Here is a 19189-nt window from a genome sequence, read left to right on the forward strand (position 1 = left end):
CTCAAAGATAAAGGAAAACACCATGAAAATTGCCGCTTTTAAACTGGCAGGGGTCGCTCTGTCTCTCTCTTTAGCCTGGACCTCAGCGCAGGCCGCCGCATTACGCGTCGCGGCGGACCCGGTTCCGCATGCGGAAATACTTAACTACATCAAAAAAATCGACCCCAGTCTGGAGCTGAAGGTGGTTGAACTGACCAGCGGCGTGAATGCCAATGAACTGCTGGCAAACGGCGACGTGGATGCGAACTATTTCCAGCACGTTCCCTATTTGAAAGATCAGGAAAAGGCGCTGGGCAAGACCTTCGCCGTCGCCGCCACGGTCCATATTGAGCCGCTGGGCATCTATTCGCGCAAGCACAAAGACTTCGCTTCGCTGCCGGAAAATGCCACCGTCGCGGTGCCCAATAACACCACCAACCTGAGCCGTGCGCTGTTCTTATTGCAAAGCCAGGGGCTGATCAAACTGGCCTCCACCTTCACCGACCCGGCCACGACGCTGGCGACGCCAAAAGACATCGTCGAAAACCCGAAACATCTGAAGATTCTGGAAATTGAATCGCCGCAGATCCCGCGCTCTCTCGATGATGTCGATCTGGCCGTGATCAACGGTAACTATGCGCTGGAAGCCGGGCTGACGCCGGCAAAAGACGCGCTGGGCCTTGAGAGCGCCAGCCATAACCCTTATGCCAACATTCTGGTCACCACCCCCTCTCTGGCAAACGACCCACGCATCAAACAGCTGGCAAAAGACCTGACTTCGCCGCAGGTGGCTGACTTTATCCGTCAGCGTTATAACGGATCGGTTATCCCGGTGGCCCCGAAAGCATGATTGACGCCATCGGGCTGAGTAAAACCTATGCCGGAGCAGGCCGACCGGCGCTGAACAAGGTGTCGCTGCATGTGCCGAAGGGGGCGATTTACGGCATCCTCGGGCGCAGCGGCGCGGGCAAAAGTACGCTGATCCGCTGCCTGAATCTGCTGGAGCGGCCCACATCGGGCCGCATTATTGTGAACGGACAGGATATTACGCAAATGGATAAAGCCGCGCTGCGCGCTTACCGTCTGCGCACCGGGATGATCTTCCAGCATTTTAACCTGCTGCACGCGCGCAACGTCGCCGACAACATCGCTGTGCCGCTGGAAATCGCCGGCATGGCCAAAACGGCGCGTCAGACGCGAGTGGCGGAACTGCTGGAGCTGGTCGGGCTTAGCGATAAAGCGCATGCGTTCCCTTCCCAGCTTTCGGGCGGGCAAAAGCAGCGCGTCGGTATCGCAAGGGCGCTGGCGGCAAGGCCGGATGTCCTGCTGTGCGACGAGGCGACCAGCGCCCTGGATCCCGAGACCACCGCCTCGGTGCTGGCGCTGCTGGCGGATATTAATCAGCGCCTGAATCTGACGATTGTGCTGATCACCCATGAGCTGGAGGTGGTCAAAACCCTGTGCGACCACGCCGCGCTGCTGGAAAATGGCGAGATCGTCGAAAGCGGCAGTATCGCCGAACTGCTGGTGGCACCGTGGTCGAAACTGCGCCAGTCATTGCTGCACGATCCGCAGTCGGAACGTGATTTTCTCGCTCGTCACGGTTATCACCGGAGGCCATTATGCACAGTCGCATGAGCTGGGATGAACTCTGGCCGCTGCTGATGGAAGGTACGCTGGACACGGTGTATATGGTGAGTCTGGCGGCGCTATTTACCGTTCTGCTCGGCCTGCCTGTCGGCGTGGTGCTGTTTATTTCGCGCAAAAACGGCCTACTGCCGATGCCGAAACTCAACGCCCTGCTGGGGGCGGTGATTAACTTTGGTCGCTCGCTGCCGTTTATCGTGCTGCTGATCGCCCTGATCCCGTTTACCCGACTGATTATCGGCACTACGCTCGGGAGTACCGCGGCAGTGGTGCCGGTGACGATTGGCGCCTTCCCTTTTTTCGCCCGGTTGACGGAAAACGCGCTCGACGAAGTGGATTACGGTCGTATTGAAGCCATTTTGTCGATGGGCGGTACGGTCTGGCATGTGATTTTTAAATCGCTACTGCCGGAAGCGTTGCCAACCCTGCTGGCGGGCGTCACGCTGACTATCGTTATGCTGATTGGCTTCTCGTCAATGGCTGGCGTCATTGGCGGCGGCGGACTGGGCGATTTGGCGATTCGCTATGGCTATCAGCGCTTTAATGATCAAGTGATGGTCGGCACGGTGCTGATTCTGGTGGCTCTCGTGCAGGGCGTGCAGATGGCGGGAGACCGTCTGGTTCGCCGCCTGGCCCACCGTCGCTAGACATCCGCACGGTCGGACATCGGCAGTCGCGGCAGGTCGCCATCCCGCCGCGGCTGCTGAGTGCAAAAACCGCCTTCACGGATCAGCGCCTGCATCAGGTCAGCCGCCGGCAGCGCCCGGATCATCGCGACACCCTCTCCTGCCCATTGCGCCCCAAATCCCCACTCGCCCTGCGCTCTCGCCACGGCCGCCAGCGCTTTCCCCGCGTCGTAGGCCACCGGGTAGTCGGGAGGTAGCACTCCGGGATGACGCCTGCCGATTTCACAAAATGCATTATCAATGCTGCGCGCCGGGCGGCCGGAAATCGCCGCGGTCATCACGGTTTGTGGCGGCGGTTCAGTACTCAGCGCCTGACGATATCCGGCGTCGGTAGCCGATTCCGGGCACAGCAGGAACGCGGTCCCCAGTTGAACTCCTTCTGCGCCCAGCTGCAGCAGGCTGCGGATCCCGGCGCCGTCCATAATCCCCCCTGCGGCGACAACCGGTATCGACAGCGTCCGCTGTAGCGCCTGGAGCAACGTCAAGGTCCTCATTTGCCGATCGTCGCCATGAGGATCGAAGATCCCGCGATGGCCTCCGGCTTCATACCCCTGCGCAATCACGATATCGACGCCCTGGGCGACGGCCCGTTGCGCCTCGTTTACGCTGGTGGCGCTGGCCATGATCGCCACGCCTTTTTCCTTAAGGCGGCGAATGAGTGTCTTATCCGCCACACCGAAGTGGAAACTGACCACTTCAGGTGCGAGGTCCAGTATCAGCTCGGCCATCGGCTGGTTCGCAAGGAAACTGTGATAGATTTCCGTCAGCGTCTCGGGCGGTTCCCCGCCGAAACGGGCGAATAGCGGGCGCAACAGCGCTATCCACCGCGCTTCCGTGTGCGGGTCCCGGCGCGCCGGCGCATGGCAAAACAGATTGACGTTGATGGGCCCTGTGGTCAGATTCCGGGTACGCGCGATCAGCGCTTCGGCCTGGGAAACGGTCGCGGCTCCCAGCCCCAGAGAGCCGAGCCCGCCGCTGTTGCTCACCGCGGCGGCCAGCTCTGGCGTTGAGACGCCGGCCATTGGCGCCTGAATAATGGGATAAGCAATATCCAGTCTCTGCGTTAAGCGATTGTGCATAGTCACCCTGTCTGAATGTGTGATACCGAATGTTTAACATCTCTTTTTGAGATGTTAAGATCAATATCATTTCCATATTTAGAAGAAAAACATGAACCACACCACGTTACAGATCTTTAAAATTGTCGCGGAAGAGCAAAGCATCACCCGGGCAGCAAAAAAGCTGGGCCGTGCGCAATCGAATATCACCACGCGCATCCAACAGCTGGAAGAAGAGCTGGACGTTGAGCTGTTCGTGCGGGGCAATAAAAAAATGGCGCTCTCCTGCGCCGGAAAGCAGTTCCTCGACTACGCGCTAAGAATACTGAGCCTTGGCGAAGAGGCGAAACAAGCGCTGCACCCGTCGAAACCCGCCGGGCGCTTGCGCCTGGGGTCCATGGAAGCGAGCGCCGCCAGCCGCCTAATTCACCTTCTTCCACGGTTTCGCGCGATCTGTCCGCAGGTCGAGCTGACGCTGCATACCCAGCCTACGCAGCAGTTGACTGAGCTGGTGCAGCGTGCCGTCCTCGACTGCGCGCTGGTCAGTTTGCCGCTGAGCGCTGACGGTAAGCTGGTCTGCCCGACAGAGATCGACGCACTCCCCGTTTTTGTCGAGCAACTGATGCTGGTGAGCCCACCGGGTCACGCGGAGATCAGGCTCGCCGCCTTCCCCAGGGGCTGCAGCTATCGGGCGATCGGGGAAGCGTTTTTCGCCGCCGACCGGCGCATCGAGGTTCAGGATGTGGGCTCATACCACGCCATGAGCGCCTGCATTGCGTCCGGCGGCTATAGCGCTATCCTGCCGCAAAGCGTCATCGATATCCTGCCCCTGCCTGACGAGTGCCAGATTCAACCGGTTCAGCAGGCGCAGACTCAGCTCATCTGGCGCCGGGAGTCGATGTCCCCTGCGCTCAGTGAAATGCGGCAGCTGCTGATGTCAGCCGCATCGTTTTAAGGGTGCGCGCGCCCTGACCTGACCGCAACCAGCCCCGCCGCCAGAAACAGAGACGCTGCCGCCGCCATCAGTGAGGGAGTAAACGCTCCCGTCAGGTTATGCAGCGCCCCGGCGACAACGGGCCCGATAATCTGCCCGACGCCGTAGGTGGCCGTCATCGCCGCGATCATGTTAAATTTTACCCGATGGTTCAGCCTTCTGGCTTCCGCAAGTGCAATGGTAACGGTGCCCATAAAGGTAAAACCGACCAGCAGCGCGCTGAGCAGGCAAGCGAGTAATCCCTGGCTGAGAGCTGGCAACACAACGCCCGCCGCCTGTGTCAGCAGATTGGCGGTCAGCGCCCGCCGGAAGCCCAGCCTGATAACCAGTTTGTGCCAGATAAAGCATGAAGGTACCGCCGCAAGCCCAAACAGCGCCCAGATTTGCACGGGATCGATCTGCGCCAGCGAGCCGGATAAAAACAGCGGCAGGTAGGTCGCGGTAATGATGTAACCAAAGCCAGAAAAACCATATATCGCCAGTAATCGCCAGGCATCGGCGGTTTTTCCATCCGTCCCGGTTATCGCCGGTGACGGCTGCGGCCAGGCCAGCGCCGCATCAGCCGGCGTCAACAGCAGGCGCACGACCAGTAAAAAGAGGATCGTTGCGCTCGCGGCGCAGATAAGCCAGATTTGTGGGCTGGAGAGCGAGACGTATTTTGCCAGCGAAATACATTCGGCGGATAAAAAGATCCCCATCCCAACGCCGGAAAAGAGTACCGGCGCGCCATGAGGGTGTTTCATATGCTGGAGGAGCCATAGCGAGCCGGCGATCAGCGTCACTGCGCTCAGCACTCCGGCCAGCCCGCGGATAAGGATTATGGCTAAAGGCGACTTCACCCACGCCAGTAGCGCCAGACATACTAACGTGGATACCACCGAGGCGAGAGTCAGGCGGGTGCTGTCCGCCGGCCGGGCTTTCGACAGCAACAGCGCCCCGATCAGATAGCCCGCGTAGTTGACCGAGGCTGCCAGATTCCCCTGCCGCAGCAACAGGATCTGCTCATCCAGCATAACCGGCAGAATCCCGGTATAGGCAAAACGCCCGTATCCCATGCCGATAATCAGCACGACTGAACCGGCCAGCGCCAGCCGCAAAGCCTGACGCTCGGTCCGCTGTGGGGTCATATTCACATCCTGCTCCGTCGCATTTAATCTCAGAAAGAGAACCATATTTTAATATTGTTCTCTTTTTATTATGGTAAGAAAAAGACCGGCGAGCAAGATACGTAGATCGCGCCCGCCGTCGACTGTCACAGTAGAGGAGCCTGATAAAGATGCTTCGCTGAACGGCGAAGTGTGGTGGTCAACGCGGCAGAGAAATTCGGGGGGCCTGCTGCCCCCTGGGGCAACTAACGATGGCTGAGTGCCAGTCTGGCGGCAAAGAGCATAAACACCCCGCCGGTGATGCGATCCATCCACCGGATAAAACGCGGCCTTTTGAGTAGCCCGGAGGCATAACGGGTCGCGAGGATCAGGGTTAGCGACCACAGCGTGCCGATCAACACGTGGATGGCGACCAGCAGGAAGGTCCAGATAACCGGCGAGTGCCCTGCGGGGATAAACTGCGGTAAAAAGGAGACGTAAAATACCCCCATTTTGGGATTGAGGACGTTTCCGAGCATCCCTTTTACAAACCAGTTACGGCCAGAAGACGCGGCAACCTGCGGCGTATCAAAGGCCCGGCGTGGACGAAGCAGAAGCTGAAAGCCTAACCAGCATAAATAGGCCGCTCCGCACCATTTCAGGATGTTATAGGCGACTTCCGATGCCGCAAGCAACGCGCCTAAACCGAAAGCAACGATTGCGCCCCAGATAAAACAACCGGTATCGATACCCAGGGCCGCCTGAAAGGCTTTTTTGCCACCTTCGACGGTTGAGGTGCGGAGGATTAGCGCGGTATCAAGGCCAGGGGTTAAGGTCAGAAGTAACGCGGCTAAGGAATAAGCCAGAAGGGCATCGGCAACGGACATTTGCTCTCTCCGAAAGGGTTGATTCTATGGAAAATGGTCCGTCCTGGCAATCAAATCACGCGGGTTAACGACGGCGTTTCGCCGCGGCCCGTCGCCATTATAGTCGCGGGCCGCCCGCTTTTCAGCGCGCCAGACGGTTCCACTCATCGCGGGTGATTTCCCACAACTCCGCATCCAGCCTACCCGCGGTGAACTGCTGTTGCTCTACGCGAATCAGGCGCATGCCGCTGTTGATCGATATTTTCCGCGAGCCATCGTTGTCGCGGGCTTTGGGCGCCCGCAGCACCTCCCGATGGAGGGTGTTAAACCAGAAATCGGTCACACAGCGGCAGGCTTCCGTCATCAATCCCTGACGCTGCCAGGCCGGATCCAGCCAGAACCCGCGATTGTTATCCACCTGGTCGGATAGCGTAATCAGACCGATAAGTTGCTCCGGGGCGGCCTGGCGGCGAATCGTCCAGAACCAGCCGCTACCCTTTTCGGCGGCCGGTAAGGCAATCGTGTTCACATAGCGAGATGCCCCGTCGTCCGGGAATGGCCATGGAAAACTGGCCGCCAGATGACGCACGATTTCCCATTGCGGGAAGACAGCCTGAATCTGAGGCGCGTCGTCTTTGACCAGCGGGACCAGCCGTAGTCTGTTGGTTATCAAGAGCGGCGCTTTCACCGCGTCTCCTCGCGTAGCCATGGCGTAATCGTGACGCCGGTCAGCAGTCCTTCCGGGCTGAGCAGGCGGGTGACGGTCTGACCCCATGGCTCTTCCCGGTTGGCAATCAGCAGCCGGTATCCTTTGGCGATCAGCACGTCGGTGGCGGTCTGGATATCGCGGACTTCAAATTCTATCCATGCCTGCGGGATGGGCAGATCTGCCGGCCACTGTTCACTGCCAAAGCAGGAAGTCGCCGCCTGAGACAGCGGCCAGAGGGCAAAATGTTTCACTCCCGCCAGCGCATCCTGTTCGGTCAGCAGATAGTCATCGTTGCCCGCCATCCGTTGCAAAGGTAAACCTAACGTCTCGCCATAAAAGGTATGGCTCAGCGCGGTGTTTTGCGTGATGGGACCAAATCCTGCAACAAACAGCACGGCGATATCGGTGAAATCTTTTGTCATGTTCCCTCCTGAGGGTGAACACAGAAATAGAGTCGGCAGAAAATTTATACATTGAATACGCAGACTTGCACAGATTCGTCTTGTCCGGGGACTAATTTTGGTGGGTTTGGCTAAAACAACGGGAAAACGCATCCTGTGCTCGTCCGGATGACCGGGTCTGCGCTATGCTGCTCACACCTTCGTTTGAAATACCATGATGTTATGACCTCTTCAGTCAGTAATACGCAACTCAATCTACGCATTATTTCGATCGTCGTTTTTACCTGTATCTGCTATCTCTCTATCGGTCTGCCGCTCGCCGTCTTGCCTGGCTATATCCATTACCAGCTGGGATACAGTACGCTTATCGCCGGTGTTGTTATCAGCCTGCAGTACATCTCTACGCTGTTCAGCCGCCCGCACGCTGGACGTTATACGGATATCTGGGGACCCAAAAAAGTCGTCAGTCTTGGGATCGTCTGCTGTCTGCTGAGCGGGCTGTTCACTCTCGTTGCGGTGGCGCTGCAACCGGTGCCGCTGCTGGCGATTAGCGCTTTGCTGATAGGCCGTCTTTTTCTTGGCGTCGGTGAAAGCTTTACCGCGACGGGGGCTACGCTGTGGGGCATTAAAACCGTGGGGGCGATGCATACTTCGCGGGTGATCTCGTGGAATGGCGTGGCGACCTATGTGGCGATGGCGGTTGGCGCGCCGCTCGGCGTGATGCTGAACAGCAACTTTGGTATCAGCGGTTTTGCCGCCGTGGTCGTCGTGGTGGCCCTGGTTGGCCTGCTCTTTGCCCGTACGCGCCAGGATGTCAGCGTCACCGCCGGTGTTCGGGCGCCGTTCCATGTGGTGGTGCGCAAAATCTGGCCTTATGGCCTGGGTCTGGCCCTGGGGACCGTGGGGTTCGGGGTTATCGCAACCTTTATCACGCTCTACTTTTCCGCACATCGCTGGCAAGGTGCGGCATTTACCCTTTCGCTGTTTAGCGCCGGGTTTATCTGCGTGCGCCTGGTGGCGGGTAATATGATTACCCGCTACGGCGGCGTTCGCGTCTCTCTGGTCTGCTTCGTTGTCGAATCTCTCGGGCTGGTGATTATCTGGCTGGCGCCTTGTGCATGGATAGCCGGCCTCGGCGCGCTGCTGACCGGTTCCGGTTTCTCTTTAGTTTTCCCGGCGCTGGGGGTGGAAGCGGTCAGACAGGTTGAAGAACAAAACCAGGGTACGGCGCTGGGAACCTATTCGGCCTTTCTCGATTTGGCGCTCGGTTTGACGGGTCCCGTCGCGGGCTGGGTCGCCGGGTATTATGCTCTGGATACGATTTATCTGTTGGCCGCGGTGGTCGTTGTGCTGGCATTCCTACTGGTTTTACGCATTTATCTGCAGCAACGCGTCGGTTTGCGCCACCTATGAAAGAGGGTCTCCGGCAGCCTCTGGTTGCCGGTTCCGCTAAAAAACTAATCAATAATTGACGGCGATTCGGCATCCGTGCCAACATCCTTGTCACGTCTGGTTACAGGCGCACTGACGTGGCGGGTGGCATACCAGAGATCGCGCAATAAAAGATCCGGCCCGTGACGTAACCCAATCCAAATCACTGACCACGATGGTGAGTTCTTGAGCCTGGCGGGAAATACGCAAATGCATCAAAGCTTTAATCAGCGCGTTCATTTCTATTACTGCATCTTAGTCGCGCTGAAAATTCATGGTAAATCAAAAAAATCGGGGGGAATCAGGGGAAAGAACAACTTCCTGCTGAAATGGCTGCGTAAAGCTCAGGACAATAATATCTTCCACCCGGATATCACCAGCGAAATCGAATGGCTACGCGGTAAAATTATCCAGGCCGGATATGACACCGATCTGGAGCCGATGCTGGATTTCGTCTATGCCACGGCAAAACGCGCCGAAGCGCTCAAAGAGAGCGATTAACTCACGCCCATGCCGGGCTCCCCGGCATGGCCATGCGTACTCCCTGCCGCCCGCTCATCGCATGCGTGACATTGTCACAAAAATGGCGACAATTTCCTCATAGCGATGAAAAGACGTTTAATCTGCCGACATTGCCCTCTATGCTGGTGAACGCGTATATTTTACCCGGAGTCACCCATGGCCGACTGGAATCCCTCGCTCTATCTGAAGTTTGGCGCTGAACGTACGCGCCCCGCCGCGGAATTAGTCACCCGTATTGCCCGGCATCCCGTCACATTCGCCGTCGACCTGGGATGCGGTCCCGGCAACAGCACCGCTTTGCTACATCAGGCCTGGCCGGAAGCGACGCTGATCGGCGTTGACAGTTCGCCGGCGATGCTCGAAGACGCCGCCCGGGCGCTACCAACCTGCCGCTTCGTCGCCGCCGATATTCGCCAGTATCAACCCGAACGGCCGGCCGATCTTCTCTATGCCAATGCATCGCTCCAGTGGCTGACGGATCATGAAAGCCTGTTTCCACATCTGGTGAATCAACTGGCGGATAACGGCATGCTGGCGGTACAAATGCCGGACAACTGGCAGGAACCTTCCCATCGGCTGATGCGCCAGGTCGCCCAGGAGATGGGGTTCCCGGAGAACGGACGTCATCCGCTGCCGGGCGTGCAGGCGTATTACGATATTCTTAGCGCCTGCGGTTGCGAGGTGGATATCTGGCGAACGACATATTATCACCCGCTGGAGTCGCACCAGGCGATTATCGACTGGCTGCAATCCACGGGACTTCGCCCCTATCTGCAACCGCTCGATGCCGGGCAGCAGGAGGCTTTTCTGCAGCGCTATCTGACGCTGTTGCAGCAGCACTATCCGTTACAGTGTAACGGAAAGGTTTTGCTACTGTTCCCGCGCCTGTTTATTGTCGCGCAGCGTAAACCGCGCCTCTGATGGCCGAGACGTCCGGCGACATAGCCAATGCGTGCTGTGTCGCCGGGCGTCGGTATTGTTTTGCTTGTTGTGGTTACCAGGAAAGATGGTGCACCAGCGAGAGATCCCACGCGGTGGCCAGCAGCGAAAGAAACATAATCAGGTTAATGGCGGTGTCGATGCGTTTTTCCATTTTGATTCTCCTGAGTTGTTTTCAGCCGCCAGGCGACGCTGAACAACGGCCTTTCTTCTAACCTGTCTTAACAGGTGATGCGGTAACGCACGTAATCATCGGCGGGAGTGAATTCATCATACAGTCGGCGGGCCGGATTGTCGGTGCGCGTATGCCAGTAAAGACGCGACCATCCTTGCGCTTTGCCCTCCGCCCGTAATGCCTGCATCAACTGGCGGGCGATGCCGCGGCCCCGGACCTGCGGATCGACGAACAAGTCTTCCAGATAGCAAATCGGAGTTTTCACCCAGGTTCCTTCATGGAGAACACAAATCGCAAACCCCACCACGCTATCGTCAACCACGGCCACACGACCCAGCACCGGCGAGTGGCGGTCCAGCAAACGCTGCCAGGTATATTCCGTGACATCGGCCGGCTGCGGGCTGCCATAAAAAGAGGTATAGCCTTCCCAGAGCAGCAGCCATGACGATTTGTCTTGCGCGCAGACTTCACGAATATCAACAACCATTGTTTTATCTCCTGATGCCCGAACGGCACGGGCGAGCGACTGACACAGTGCAGTTACGATAGCCTATTATTTTCCTGCCCCGCTATTTCTTCAAGCGCCGCAGACACGATTTGCCGTTATTCGTCTTTTTCTGTAAGCGCATTTTCCGCTGCTGAGCGCTAGTCGTTTCAGGTGCTACAGACCGGCAGCGTTTTTTTATTCAGGCTTCTTGTATGTTGTAACTAAGTTGGGTTGATAAAGAACCCGGCCGTGGCCGGGTCACCTGCAATCAACGGTTTAGACCAGCACTTTAGATCAACACAGCGGCCTCACCGCTTCGCGCATCCCGCGCAGCAGAATGGCGTCAAGATCCTGCGTCACCTGTTCAACCAGGCCGTTAACCTGCGTCAGGTCCTGCTCCCAATGAGAGGTCACCGAGAGCACCGCTTTCACCAGTTCAGCGGTGCTGAGCCGCGCATCACGATGCTGCGCCCACAGCGTCTGGAAACGGGTCATCCATTCGGCATCATCCTGCACCGGATAGCTTTCGCCATTGCGCTCTGCGCGATAGAAGGCAATCAATGCCGCCAGCGCAAAGGTCAGACGCGGCGGTAGTTTACCTGATTTCTCCTGCCCTGCCAGCAGCTGCGGCAGAATGCGGGTACGGAATTTGGTCATGCCGTTTAGCGCAATGGAGAGCAGCTGATGTTTGATATACGGATTACGAAAACGCCCTGTTACCGCGCGAGCAAAAGACTCCAGTTCAGCCCGCGGCAGGTCGAGTACTGGAATAATCTCGGCATAAATCGCTTTCTCGACGAAGGCGCAGATCTGCGGGTCGCTCATGGCTTCGCCGACGGTATCCAGCCCTGCCTGGTAGGCGACCGGCACCAGCGCGGTATGTGCGCCGTTAAGAATCGCCACTTTCCGCTCTTTATACGGTTTAATATCATCAACAATCAGGACATTAAGCGGCAATTTATCCAGTCGCAGTTCAGCGGCCAACGATGCTGGCCCCTGGATAACAAACAGATAGAAATGTTCGGCGGTGGCGAGAAAACCGTCTTTGTAACCCAGCTGCACTTCGATAGCCTGGGCCTCATCGCGCGGGTAGCCCGTCACGATACGGTCAACCAGCGTTGAGCAGAAGGCGTTTGCCTCCTGCAGCCAGGTCATAAATGCCGCCGGGAGCGCCCATTCATCGGCATAGCGCAGCACCAGTTCACGCAGCGCTTCGCCGTTATAATCGATCAGCTCGCAAGGAATGATAATCCAGCCTTTATCCTTCGCGCCGGCGAAGTGGCTGTAACGCTCGTACAGCAGCCGGGTCAGTTTTGCCGGACAGCTCACCGCTGGCGCGTCGTCAAACCGATCGCCAGCGTGGTAGCTGATGCCGGCTTCCGTGGTATTGGAAAACACAAAACGCATCTCCGGGTTATGCGCCAGCTGCAGGAACGCGTCGTAGTCAGCGTAAACGCTGATTTCCCGGTTGACCGAACGGATCAGACGCGCTTCGCTGACCGCATCGCCCTGTTCATTCAAACCGCGGATAATGGTGGTGTACAGCCCATCCTGGGTACTCAGCGAGGGAGGAAACGCGCTTTCTATCGGGCGCACAATCACCACACCGGCGTTCAGGTCGGTATGCTCATTCAGCAGATCAAGCTGCCAGTCGACAAATGCCCGAAGAAAGTTACCTTCACCAAACTGGATGATACGTTCAGGATACTGCGCGCCGGGAAAATCACGACGGTTTAATGTTTTCACAATAGGTTCCCTCGTAGAGTGGTCATACAACCTGTGCAATTGGTGTAATAACTTAACAGCTTTTCTAAGGGTAAAACCGTGTTTTGATCAAACCTGTCTCGGTTATTGCAGGATCTTATAGAACAGTGAGGTCGCGGTCATCGTTCCATCCGGCATTAACGCATAACGCGGAATTTCCCCGGCTTTTTCCCAGCCGCACTGGACATAGAAGCATTCCGCGCCACTGCCGGTGGCCGTATCCAGTACCAGAACAGACTTCCCCTGTTCGCGGGCAAGCTGCTCCAGGTGATTCATCAGCGCCTTAGCCAGCCCCTGCCGTCGCGCATTTTGGTGAACCAAAAGTTTGGCCACGTCGGCGCGATGAGGCTGGTTTTCCGCTTGATCGATCACCAGCTGTACCGTGCCGACAATCTGCCCGGCATGTTCGGCCACCACGACAAGGCGCTCGCCGGCCGCCACGCTTTCGGCGATACGCAGCCAGAATGCTCGCGCGGTTTGCCGTGAAAAAGGCAGCATAAAACTGACGGAAGCGCCGCCGTTAACGCAATCGGCCAGAATATCGCTCAGTGGGGAAAGGTTTTCGAGAATATCAGCACGCGATAGCGTGCGAAGGGAAAAGGATGCGGTCATTGCTCACTCCATGTAATTGACCACATCACTATGTTTTTAACTAATATTTAACACAAGCGAAATTGTCATCGCGTTTTCTTATTACCGGTTTTCCACCAGCGTCGGCGTACAAATTCGATTGCGCCCGGCTTTCTTCGCGTTAATAAGATAATCATCGGCAGCCATCAGCAGCTGATTAAACAGTTCGGTGATCCGCCCGTTACTAAGCGGACGACACTCCAGCCCCAGGCTGAGGGTCAGTTTGATCTTGTGCGGCCCCCAGACGAAGGTTTGCGCCGCTACGCCCTGGCGGATTTTCTCCGCCAGCAGTTCGCCCTCGCGCGACGTCGCACTCAGCATGGCGACGGCGAACTCTTCCCCGCCAACGCGCGCCACCAGTCCCTGTTCGCCCACCAGATCGCGTACCCGCTGAGCGAACTGAGTCAGCACGCAATCCCCGCACTCGTGACCCCAGCTATCATTAACCCGCTTAAAGCCATCGATATCCAGCAACATCACGGTTAGCTGCTGCGTTGCTGATTGCGGTTGGCGTTTCAGCGCCTCACTCAACCCGGAACGTGAGTAAACCCGCGTCTGGAAATCAAAATCAGCCCGCAGCGCCAGCTGTTTCACCAGGTTATTAATCGCGTCAACACTTGAGGCGACAATTACCGGGCTAATTAACATCGCCGCAATGCCCAGCCGGGTCGAGAACAGCTGCCACGGCTGCAGATGCGCATCGGGAGAAAGATGAACTAACGCGTTCGCCACCAGCAGGATCTCACCGATTCCGGTGAGGAAAGTCAGCAGACAGGTCAGCGGCAGCGGATAACGAATCGCACACCAGATCAGCGCCGGCAGCGGGAAAGTGATAGTTTCGGCGCCCCCGACGGCAACGCCAGGAATAATGGACAGCACCAGCACTAAAACCGGTAGCAGCTGACGCCAGCGGAAACCGCTGAGCGTCGAAGGGATAGTCACCGTCAGGATAAACGGCAGGATCAGCACCGCCGTCGAGAACTGTTCGCTAAACCAGTCGCCCAGCAGAGAGAGAAATGTCTCCCGCTCGACATCCATTGAGCCAAGCGTCCCCACCGCGGCGCTGAGAAAAGCCGCCAGCAGGCAATAGCAGAACAAATTCAGCACATTAATCGGGCCTGGCATCGAATCCGTCCGCCGCTTATCCCACAGCAGCAGCTGCGCCAGACTGACGATAAAGACCATATTCGAGAAGTTAATCAGCAGCGAGGCAAAGCCCATTCCCCAGCGCGAGGTCAGGCCGTCGTATACCATCATCGCCACAAAACAGGTGACATAAAAATAGCTACGATTGAGCCAGACATAGCGGACGAAGATCCCGACCATCACGGCATTCAGCGGCCAGAAAAAGGACAGTTCCTGGACCAGACGCAGCATGGCACCAAAAAAATGGAGCAACAACGTTAAGGTGAATAACACCAGTGCGTCACGCACGGGATGTTCCTCACGAAACAGCGTGAATGACCGAATCGACAGTGAAGACATTCAGAAATAATCCGTCTAATTGTTTCAGGCAATTATTATGTTAATAATTAGTTAGCGGATTATCATAGCATGAGAATATTTATCCAGCATCCCCAGGCCGGATAAATGCGCATGATTAGCGTGCGGATGAATTCATCTGGATAACCAGCCAACGATGGATCACCTGCACCACATATTGCTGCTCCCGGTCCGTCAGCTCGCGCCCGGCGGGAATATCGTGCCACTTCGCGAGACAGCCGCGACAGCAGGTGGCGGTGGCATGCTGGGCGATAAACACCGGATGCCCGCGCATCGGCGTCTGTTTACCGTCATTCGCGATCTGCGCTGGCGCCAGACGGCGGGCAATAAAATCCGCCGCGTGCTGGTCGATGGTCTCCGGCCCTTTCTCGACACAGTACTGCCGCTCTTTGCTGCCAAGATGGAAGCGCGAGCGAAAAGTCGAACGCTGGAGGCGGGCAAATAAATAATCCATCTTCTCCATCAGAATACCGACCTTCCCAGGCGTTGCGTCAGCTTTTCCAGCACCGCGATCCCCGCCAGCGAGTTACCGGCCGCATCCAGCTCCGGGCTCCACACCGCGATGGCCATCTCCTGCGGGACGATCGCGACAATACCGCCGCCGACGCCAGATTTCGCCGGCAGCCCGACGCGCCAGGCAAACTCGCCGGCGTTCTGGTACATCCCGCTGGTCATCATTAAGGCATTCACCTGCCGCGACTGGATTGGGGCAATCACCGGGGTCTCCAGATGCGGGGCCACCCCGCGATCGGCGAGAAACAGAAACGTCCGCGCCAGTTCGTGACAGCTCATTTCCAGCGAACAGTAGTGAAAATAGTTTTGCAGCACCGTCGCGACATCATTATCGAAGTTGCCGAATGATTTCATCAGCCAGGCGATCGCGGCATTGCGTGCCGAGTGTTCAAACTCCGAACGCGCCACCAGCGGATCATAGGCGATATCCGCCACTCCGCTCAGACGACGCACGATTTCCAGCATTCTCTGCCGCGGCGCGCTCAGTCGGCTTTGCAACATATCGCAGACCACCAGCGCGCCAGCATTGATAAAGGGGTTACGCGGTTTGCCTTGCTCAATTTCCAGCTGCAATAGCGAATTAAACGGTTGTCCGGAAGGATCTTTCCCCACCCGCTGCCAAATCTCATCCTCCTGATAGTGGTTCATCGCCACCACCAGACTCAGCACTTTGGAGATCGATTGAATGGAAAAACGCTCGTGGGCATCACCGGCGGCATAGTATTGACCATCCACCGTGCAAATCGCCACGCCAAGCTTATTACCGCTGACGTTTGCCAGCGCCGGAATATAATCCGCCACTTTGCCACGCCCAATCAGCGGCCTGATTTCTGCCAGAATTGTCTCCAGCATTGCATTATTAATGACCGTCGCCACACCCGGCTCCTTGCCTGCCGTCAAAATTCGGGCTGCGAGTATAGCAGAGCACGACGACGATCGTCAGGTGCGTCTTCGGTTAGCGACGGTCTTTCCATACGGTCTGGATATTGCAGAACTCATGCAGACCAAAGTGGGATAACTCACGACCAAAGCCGCTCTTCTTCACCCCGCCAAACGCCACGCGGGCATCGCTGGCGCTGTAACCGTTGATAAAGACGCCGCCGCACTCCAGTTCGCGAGAAAAACGCCCGGCTTCATCGACGCTGGCGGTAAACACGGTCGCCGACAGACCGAATTCGCTGTCATTAGCCAGCGTCAGGGCATGGGTGGCGTCGCGTGCCACAGAAATGGTCGCCACCGGGCCAAACAGCTCCTGGCGGAATCCGGTCATCTCCGGGGTCACGTCGCCCAGCACCGTTGGCGCATAGTAGTTGCCCGGCCCGGCGATTTTCTCCCCCCCAAGCAGCAGGGTCGCCCCTTCAGCCAGGGTGGCCGTGACCTGCTGATGCAGCTCATCGCGCAGATCGAAACGCGCCATCGGCCCAAGATAGTTGGCCTCATCACGCGGATCGCCCATCTTCAGCGCCTCAACCGCGGCAACCAGTTTTGTGCTGAAGGCCTCGGCAATCCCGGCCTCAACGATAAAGCGCTTCGCGGCGGCGCAAACCTGTCCGGTGTTTTGATAGCGGCCAATCACCGCGGCTTTGACCGCTTCGTCGAGGTCGGCATCATTGAGGACGATAAACGGATCGGAACCGCCCAGTTCAAGAACGCATTTCTTCAACGCCGCACCGGCCTGGGCGCCAATCGCCTTCCCGGCGCGCATGCTGCCGGTTAGCGTCACTGCGGCAATACGCGAATCGTTGATCATTTGTGAGACGCCGTCATTCGTCGCGTTCACCCAGCCAAATACGCCATCTGGCAGCCCCGCCTGATTGACGATTTCGCCAATCAGCGCCGCGCAGCCCAGCACATTCGGCGCATGTTTCAACAGATAGCTATTCCCCGCCAGCAGAATCGGCACCGCACCGCGCAGTACCTGCCACAGCGGGAAATTCCACGGCATAATGGCGAGGATCGCGCCCAGCGGGCGATATTCAATCACCGCATTGTTATTTTCCACCTGAGTGGCTTCAGTCGCCAGCATGGCCGGACCGTGCTCTGCATACCAGTCGCAGAGATTCGCGGATTTCGCCACTTCGCCGCGAGCCTGAGCAATCGGTTTGCCCATCTCAAGACTGATCATTTGCGCCATCTCTTCGCCACGGGCGCGCAGGGCGTTACCGATATTACGCAGGGCGTCGGCGCGCTGTGCGAGGCTGACGGTGCGCCACTGACGATAGCCCTGTTCAGCAAGCGCAATCGCCGAATCCACCTCTTGTTCGCTCGCCCAGGGCAGAGACGACACCCTTTCTCCCGTGGTCGGGTTGACGGAAACCGCGTGAGTTGCAGATAAATTCATCGTTATGCTCTCTCTGTTAATGACGAATGGTGATTGCGAATTGACCTCATTCTGGCTTACCCTTCCTTTCATTGAAAATGAATAATATTAAGCAACTCATTCACAAAAGAAGAATACTATGGACCTGACCCAGCTTGAGATGTTTAACGCCGTCGCCAGCACCGGCAGCATTACCCAGGCCGCGCAGAAGGTGCACCGCGTGCCGTCAAACCTGACGACCCGTATTCGCCAGCTGGAGGCCGATCTCGGCGTCGAGCTGTTTATTCGTGAGAACCAGCGCCTGCGCCTTTCACCGGCGGGACACAGCTTTTTGCGCTACAGCCAACAGATCCTCGCGCTGGTCGATGAAGCCCGAATGGTGGTCGCCGGGGATGAGCCGCAGGGGCTGTTTTCGCTGGGTTCGCTGGAGAGTACCGCCGCGGTTCGCATTCCCTCGACGCTGGCGCTGTATAACCAGCGTTATCCAAAAATCCATCTCGCACTCTCTACCGGCCCATCCGGGACGATGATCGATGGCGTACTGGAGGGCACCTTAAGCGCGGCCTTTGTCGACGGGCCGCTGGTCCATCCGGGCCTTGAGGGGCTACCGGTCTTCCCGGAGGAGATGATGATTGTGGCACCCTTCGGCCACCCGCCGATTACCCGCGCCAGCGAAGTGAACGGCAGCAATGTCTACGCTTTTCGCGCCAACTGTTCCTACCGCCGCCATTTTGAAAGCTGGTTCCACGCCGACCGGGCAACGCCGGGGCGGATTCATGAAATGGAGTCCTATCACGGGATGCTGGCCTGCGTCATTGCCGGTGCCGGACTGGCGCTGATTCCGCGCAGTATGCTGGAAAGTATGCCCGGTCATCATCAGGTGTCGGCCTGGCCGCTGGCCGAAGAGTGGCGCTGGCTGACGACCTGGCTGGTCTGGCGGCGCGGCGCGAAAACCCGTCAACTGGAGGCGTTTATAGCGCAGCTGAACGAAGATCGGCAACGAGCAGTTTCTCCATAAACAGGCTCAGCGGATCGGGTTGATACGGAGCGAAGGCGATGCGGGTCTGATAACCCCAGCGGGTATACAGTCTGATCGCCGCCTGCTGATGGATGCCGGTCTCCAGCCGCACGGTATGGCAGTCCCGGTGCAGTGCTTGCGTTTCCAGCGCCGCCAGCAGCCGTTCGCCAAGCTGTTGCCCGCGATGATGCGGATCGATAAACACCCGTTTCATTTCGCCAACCCCATCGTTGCCGAGCACAATCGCCCCGCAACCGACCGCCCGTTGCCGGGCATCGCGGATCAGCAGCACAATCACCGACTCCGCCGCCAGCTGGCTCAAATCAACCAGGTGGTTACTCTCGGCCGGATAGAGGGATTCCTGATACGCATCCAGACGGGCAATGAGAGCCGTAAGATCCGCATCGTTTATGGCTGTCGGGGCGATGGTGTACATAGGCAAGCTCCTTTTTTCGCCTACTG

The 19189-nt window shown here is 57.7% G+C and carries 21 protein-coding genes; 8 read left to right on the top strand and 13 right to left on the bottom strand.

Annotated elements, in window-relative coordinates:
• Positions 1–22: 22 nt before the first annotated feature.
• Genes FNY10_RS07960 through FNY10_RS07970 form a run of 3 tightly spaced genes read left to right on the top strand, consistent with a single transcriptional unit; the run spans position 23 to position 2273 of the window.
• On the top strand, positions 23–829 hold the full coding sequence (locus FNY10_RS07960; RefSeq protein ID WP_160704949.1) for a MetQ/NlpA family ABC transporter substrate-binding protein: 807 nt from the start codon (positions 23–25) through the stop codon (positions 827–829).
• Positions 826–1617, top strand: a complete 792-nt coding sequence (locus FNY10_RS07965; RefSeq protein WP_141964589.1) for a methionine ABC transporter ATP-binding protein — start codon at positions 826–828, stop codon at positions 1615–1617. Before FNY10_RS07960 ends, FNY10_RS07965 begins: the two co-directional genes overlap by 4 nt.
• Positions 1614–2273: a methionine ABC transporter permease gene (locus FNY10_RS07970; protein ID WP_160704964.1), complete on the top strand. Its 660-nt coding sequence runs from the start codon at positions 1614–1616 to the stop codon at positions 2271–2273. Before FNY10_RS07965 ends, FNY10_RS07970 begins: the two co-directional genes overlap by 4 nt.
• Here the strand turns inward: FNY10_RS07970 and FNY10_RS07975 are convergent.
• Positions 2270–3391: a nitronate monooxygenase gene (locus tag FNY10_RS07975; RefSeq protein WP_160704948.1), complete on the bottom strand. Its 1122-nt coding sequence runs from the start codon at positions 3389–3391 to the stop codon at positions 2270–2272. The two genes, FNY10_RS07970 and FNY10_RS07975, sit on opposite strands and share 4 nt — an antisense overlap.
• A gap of 91 nt (positions 3392–3482) precedes the next feature.
• On the opposite strand from FNY10_RS07975, the gene FNY10_RS07980 reads away from it, so the two are divergent.
• A complete protein-coding gene (locus FNY10_RS07980; protein ID WP_160704947.1) occupies positions 3483–4325 on the top strand; it encodes a LysR family transcriptional regulator in 843 nt (280 codons plus the stop codon).
• Here the strand turns inward: FNY10_RS07980 and FNY10_RS07985 are convergent.
• From FNY10_RS07985 to FNY10_RS08000, 4 genes are all read right to left on the bottom strand, one after another.
• Positions 4322–5491: a YbfB/YjiJ family MFS transporter gene (locus FNY10_RS07985; protein WP_160704963.1), complete on the bottom strand. Its 1170-nt coding sequence runs from the start codon at positions 5489–5491 to the stop codon at positions 4322–4324. The two genes, FNY10_RS07980 and FNY10_RS07985, sit on opposite strands and share 4 nt — an antisense overlap.
• A gap of 224 nt (positions 5492–5715) precedes the next feature.
• Positions 5716–6336 carry a LysE family translocator gene (locus FNY10_RS07990; protein WP_160704946.1) on the bottom strand — a complete coding sequence of 207 codons (621 nt, stop codon included), beginning with the start codon at positions 6334–6336 and terminating at the stop codon, positions 5716–5718.
• A gap of 121 nt (positions 6337–6457) precedes the next feature.
• Positions 6458–7003 (bottom strand): GNAT family N-acetyltransferase, encoded by a 546-nt coding sequence (locus FNY10_RS07995; RefSeq protein WP_131050388.1) that lies wholly within the window; start codon positions 7001–7003, stop codon positions 6458–6460.
• Complete coding sequence (locus tag FNY10_RS08000) at positions 7000–7446, bottom strand: glyoxalase (RefSeq protein WP_131050372.1); 447 nt, start codon at positions 7444–7446, stop codon at positions 7000–7002. Before FNY10_RS08000 ends, FNY10_RS07995 begins: the two co-directional genes overlap by 4 nt.
• Before the next feature lie 201 nt (positions 7447–7647).
• Here FNY10_RS08000 and FNY10_RS08005 point away from each other — a divergent pair, with 201 nt between their 5' ends.
• From FNY10_RS08005 to tam, 3 genes are all read left to right on the top strand, one after another.
• The gene (locus FNY10_RS08005) at positions 7648–8838 is read left to right on the top strand and encodes an MFS transporter (RefSeq protein ID WP_100683734.1); all 1191 of its coding nucleotides are present in this window, start codon (positions 7648–7650) and stop codon (positions 8836–8838) included.
• A gap of 228 nt (positions 8839–9066) precedes the next feature.
• Positions 9067–9357, top strand: a complete 291-nt coding sequence (locus tag FNY10_RS08010; RefSeq protein WP_004862141.1) for a hypothetical protein — start codon at positions 9067–9069, stop codon at positions 9355–9357.
• Between the two features lie 177 nt (positions 9358–9534).
• The gene (gene tam, locus FNY10_RS08015) at positions 9535–10299 is read left to right on the top strand and encodes a trans-aconitate 2-methyltransferase (RefSeq protein ID WP_160704945.1); all 765 of its coding nucleotides are present in this window, start codon (positions 9535–9537) and stop codon (positions 10297–10299) included.
• Between the two features lie 239 nt (positions 10300–10538).
• Here the strand turns inward: tam and FNY10_RS08020 are convergent, their stop codons facing one another.
• From FNY10_RS08020 to sad, 7 genes are all read right to left on the bottom strand, one after another.
• Positions 10539–10979: a GNAT family N-acetyltransferase gene (locus FNY10_RS08020; protein ID WP_160704944.1), complete on the bottom strand. Its 441-nt coding sequence runs from the start codon at positions 10977–10979 to the stop codon at positions 10539–10541.
• 294 nt (positions 10980–11273) lie between these two features.
• Positions 11274–12725 carry a tagaturonate reductase gene (locus tag FNY10_RS08025; RefSeq protein ID WP_160704943.1) on the bottom strand — a complete coding sequence of 484 codons (1452 nt, stop codon included), beginning with the start codon at positions 12723–12725 and terminating at the stop codon, positions 11274–11276.
• A gap of 102 nt (positions 12726–12827) precedes the next feature.
• Positions 12828–13355 carry a GNAT family N-acetyltransferase gene (locus tag FNY10_RS08030; protein WP_100683739.1) on the bottom strand — a complete coding sequence of 176 codons (528 nt, stop codon included), beginning with the start codon at positions 13353–13355 and terminating at the stop codon, positions 12828–12830.
• Between the two features lie 81 nt (positions 13356–13436).
• On the bottom strand, positions 13437–14858 hold the full coding sequence (locus FNY10_RS08035) for a GGDEF domain-containing protein (RefSeq protein WP_160704942.1): 1422 nt from the start codon (positions 14856–14858) through the stop codon (positions 13437–13439).
• A gap of 115 nt (positions 14859–14973) precedes the next feature.
• Positions 14974–15330 (bottom strand): DUF4186 domain-containing protein, encoded by a 357-nt coding sequence (locus tag FNY10_RS08040; RefSeq protein ID WP_416308797.1) that lies wholly within the window; start codon positions 15328–15330, stop codon positions 14974–14976.
• 8 nt (positions 15331–15338) lie between these two features.
• Positions 15339–16265 (bottom strand): glutaminase B, encoded by a 927-nt coding sequence (glsB, locus tag FNY10_RS08045; protein WP_100683741.1) that lies wholly within the window; start codon positions 16263–16265, stop codon positions 15339–15341.
• A gap of 79 nt (positions 16266–16344) precedes the next feature.
• Positions 16345–17730 (bottom strand): succinate-semialdehyde dehydrogenase, encoded by a 1386-nt coding sequence (gene sad, locus FNY10_RS08050; protein ID WP_160704941.1) that lies wholly within the window; start codon positions 17728–17730, stop codon positions 16345–16347.
• A gap of 118 nt (positions 17731–17848) precedes the next feature.
• Here sad and ptrR point away from each other — a divergent pair, with 118 nt between their 5' ends.
• Positions 17849–18727, top strand: a complete 879-nt coding sequence (ptrR, locus tag FNY10_RS08055; RefSeq protein WP_032687636.1) for a putrescine utilization regulator PtrR — start codon at positions 17849–17851, stop codon at positions 18725–18727.
• On the opposite strand, the gene FNY10_RS08060 is transcribed toward ptrR, so the two are convergent.
• Positions 18681–19163, bottom strand: a complete 483-nt coding sequence (locus FNY10_RS08060) for a GNAT family N-acetyltransferase (RefSeq protein ID WP_160704940.1) — start codon at positions 19161–19163, stop codon at positions 18681–18683. The genes ptrR and FNY10_RS08060 overlap by 47 nt on opposite strands.
• Positions 19164–19189: the final 26 nt, after the last annotated feature.

Source organism: Klebsiella sp. Lac1, from assembly GCF_009825425.1.
Lineage (GTDB): Bacteria > Pseudomonadota > Gammaproteobacteria > Enterobacterales > Enterobacteriaceae > Klebsiella > Klebsiella electrica.

Coding starts and splice junctions, on each gene's coding strand:
- FNY10_RS07965 (WP_141964589.1), top strand. CDS start 826: ATGATTGACGCCATCGGGCTGAGTAAAACCTATGCCGGAGCAGGCCGA.
- FNY10_RS07990 (WP_160704946.1), bottom strand. CDS start 6,336: ATGTCCGTTGCCGATGCCCTTCTGGCTTATTCCTTAGCCGCGTTACTT.
- FNY10_RS07960 (WP_160704949.1), top strand. CDS start 23: ATGAAAATTGCCGCTTTTAAACTGGCAGGGGTCGCTCTGTCTCTCTCT.
- FNY10_RS08010 (WP_004862141.1), top strand. CDS start 9,067: ATGCATCAAAGCTTTAATCAGCGCGTTCATTTCTATTACTGCATCTTA.
- FNY10_RS08060 (WP_160704940.1), bottom strand. CDS start 19,163: ATGTACACCATCGCCCCGACAGCCATAAACGATGCGGATCTTACGGCT.
- FNY10_RS07970 (WP_160704964.1), top strand. CDS start 1,614: ATGAGCTGGGATGAACTCTGGCCGCTGCTGATGGAAGGTACGCTGGAC.
- FNY10_RS08000 (WP_131050372.1), bottom strand. CDS start 7,446: ATGACAAAAGATTTCACCGATATCGCCGTGCTGTTTGTTGCAGGATTT.
- FNY10_RS07985 (WP_160704963.1), bottom strand. CDS start 5,491: ATGACCCCACAGCGGACCGAGCGTCAGGCTTTGCGGCTGGCGCTGGCC.
- FNY10_RS08005 (WP_100683734.1), top strand. CDS start 7,648: ATGACCTCTTCAGTCAGTAATACGCAACTCAATCTACGCATTATTTCG.
- FNY10_RS07975 (WP_160704948.1), bottom strand. CDS start 3,391: ATGCACAATCGCTTAACGCAGAGACTGGATATTGCTTATCCCATTATT.
- ptrR (WP_032687636.1), top strand. CDS start 17,849: ATGGACCTGACCCAGCTTGAGATGTTTAACGCCGTCGCCAGCACCGGC.
- FNY10_RS08020 (WP_160704944.1), bottom strand. CDS start 10,979: ATGGTTGTTGATATTCGTGAAGTCTGCGCGCAAGACAAATCGTCATGG.
- FNY10_RS07980 (WP_160704947.1), top strand. CDS start 3,483: ATGAACCACACCACGTTACAGATCTTTAAAATTGTCGCGGAAGAGCAA.
- FNY10_RS08035 (WP_160704942.1), bottom strand. CDS start 14,858: ATGTCTTCACTGTCGATTCGGTCATTCACGCTGTTTCGTGAGGAACAT.
- FNY10_RS08030 (WP_100683739.1), bottom strand. CDS start 13,355: ATGACCGCATCCTTTTCCCTTCGCACGCTATCGCGTGCTGATATTCTC.
- sad (WP_160704941.1), bottom strand. CDS start 17,730: ATGAATTTATCTGCAACTCACGCGGTTTCCGTCAACCCGACCACGGGA.
- tam (WP_160704945.1), top strand. CDS start 9,535: ATGGCCGACTGGAATCCCTCGCTCTATCTGAAGTTTGGCGCTGAACGT.
- FNY10_RS08040 (WP_416308797.1), bottom strand. CDS start 15,330: ATGGATTATTTATTTGCCCGCCTCCAGCGTTCGACTTTTCGCTCGCGC.